This is a genomic window from Sphingobacterium faecale (genome assembly GCF_016746095.1).
Classification (GTDB): Bacteria; Bacteroidota; Bacteroidia; order Sphingobacteriales; family Sphingobacteriaceae; genus Sphingobacterium; species Sphingobacterium faecale.
On record NZ_JAERTY010000033.1, the window covers coordinates 1 to 1,506 of the forward strand.

Below are 1,506 nucleotides of genomic sequence, written 5' to 3' on the forward strand. Positions count from 1 at the left end.
TCCTAACGTTCTCCCAACTCAATTGAGGGTTCGGCGGATTGGTAATTGTCTGATAAATTCTATTTGTAAAAACAAATGGTCTAGCTTCTATTTTTGACGTAATATACGCCGATGAACTACTCACATTCCCCGTATACCCATGTGTAGCGCGTAATACCAGTTTAGAAAGCCAATGCACTTTGTAAAATTCTTCCTCATGAAGCTGCCAACGTAAGCCAGCCGACCAGAATGGTCGACCTCGTTGATTGATGTCTACGCCAAAAATATTTGCCTCATCTTTGCGTACCGAGAGAGTAGCGGTATATCGTTTCTTGTAACTATAAGAAGCGTTCCCAAAATAAAGGCGGCTTCGGTTCAATGTGGTTCCTCGACTCATATTGACCAGAGATATATTGGGAATAGTACTTAATGTACCTGTCAGGTATTGCCTATACCGTTGTGTGGGATCAAATGGAACATAAGTCTCTGTTGCCTCCTTGTAACCGATCATGACAGGCATCATCCTATTTAAGGTGCTACGGCTATTCAGCTCCATACCACCTACCAGATGAAAGCCATGAATCTCATCCCATGTCTTATCGACGTTAAAACGACCTCTAAAGTAATGCGAGCTCAAACTGTTGTTTGTTTGATTAAGCTTTCCTCCGCGGGGAATAGGTGAAGTAGCTATACCCGTAGCATAATTTATTTGGGTAAAGCGATTGTATAGGTCAATCATTTCATAACTATCGGCAGCATAAAGCATATTTGTCTCACTGTAGTTTTTACGGTACTGATAATTGGCTGATAACCCTAACCATTGAAAGGGTTTATAAGTTACGGACGGCTGCACTTGATAACTTATGAGCTCCGTAGACGTACGAGACCGATTGATGTCATCTAGAGGGTAAAGATTCCAATCCAACAATAAGCCCATGCCGGCTGTATCAATATAACTTTGACGTAACGACAGTCCTCCAATTGAAAGCGGATTCCCCTGTTCATCAGCGAGTTTATCATACAACACCTTGTACATCGAATTACCTCCTGTACGTCCTATATTTGATGTAAAAGCTAGGTCAGCATTAAACAACAGTTTATTGTCCAATAACCTATAGGTATTCTTTGCATTCAAGCTGATCCGTTCATCGTGATGACCAGATATATCCCCTAAATTCTTATCATAACCTCCCGAGAAGTAATAATTATGCTGTTTGGCGCCCCCAGAGAAATTGACAGCTCCTTTATAAAGCTGCACCGGGCGATATACGTATTTATTTAGATCGCTACGCACATCCTGTGTTTTCAATTGCGCAATACGTCTTTCCATCTCGGCTTTATCGATATGTCCATTTTTTTCAGCTAGTAATGCTTCAATGGTTGGGGTGATATACGGATAAATTTGGTTGATGGTTCCATCCCAAGCTCCCTCTCCGTATAAAAAGCGTTCGATATCGATAACCTCATTCATAGGTATTGTAGGGTTGTAATAGAGATTTGGCTTTTCGCTGATAGACATATCGGTTC

The 1,506-nt window shown here is 41.2% G+C and carries 1 protein-coding gene; it reads right to left on the minus strand.

The genetic code is table 11. The annotated features are described in order from the left end of the window. The coding region (locus JKG61_RS23430; protein ID WP_202105300.1) for a SusC/RagA family TonB-linked outer membrane protein at nucleotides 1–1,450 on the minus strand (1,450 nt) is incomplete at its 3' end. Between the last annotated feature and the right edge of the window lie 56 nt (nucleotides 1,451–1,506).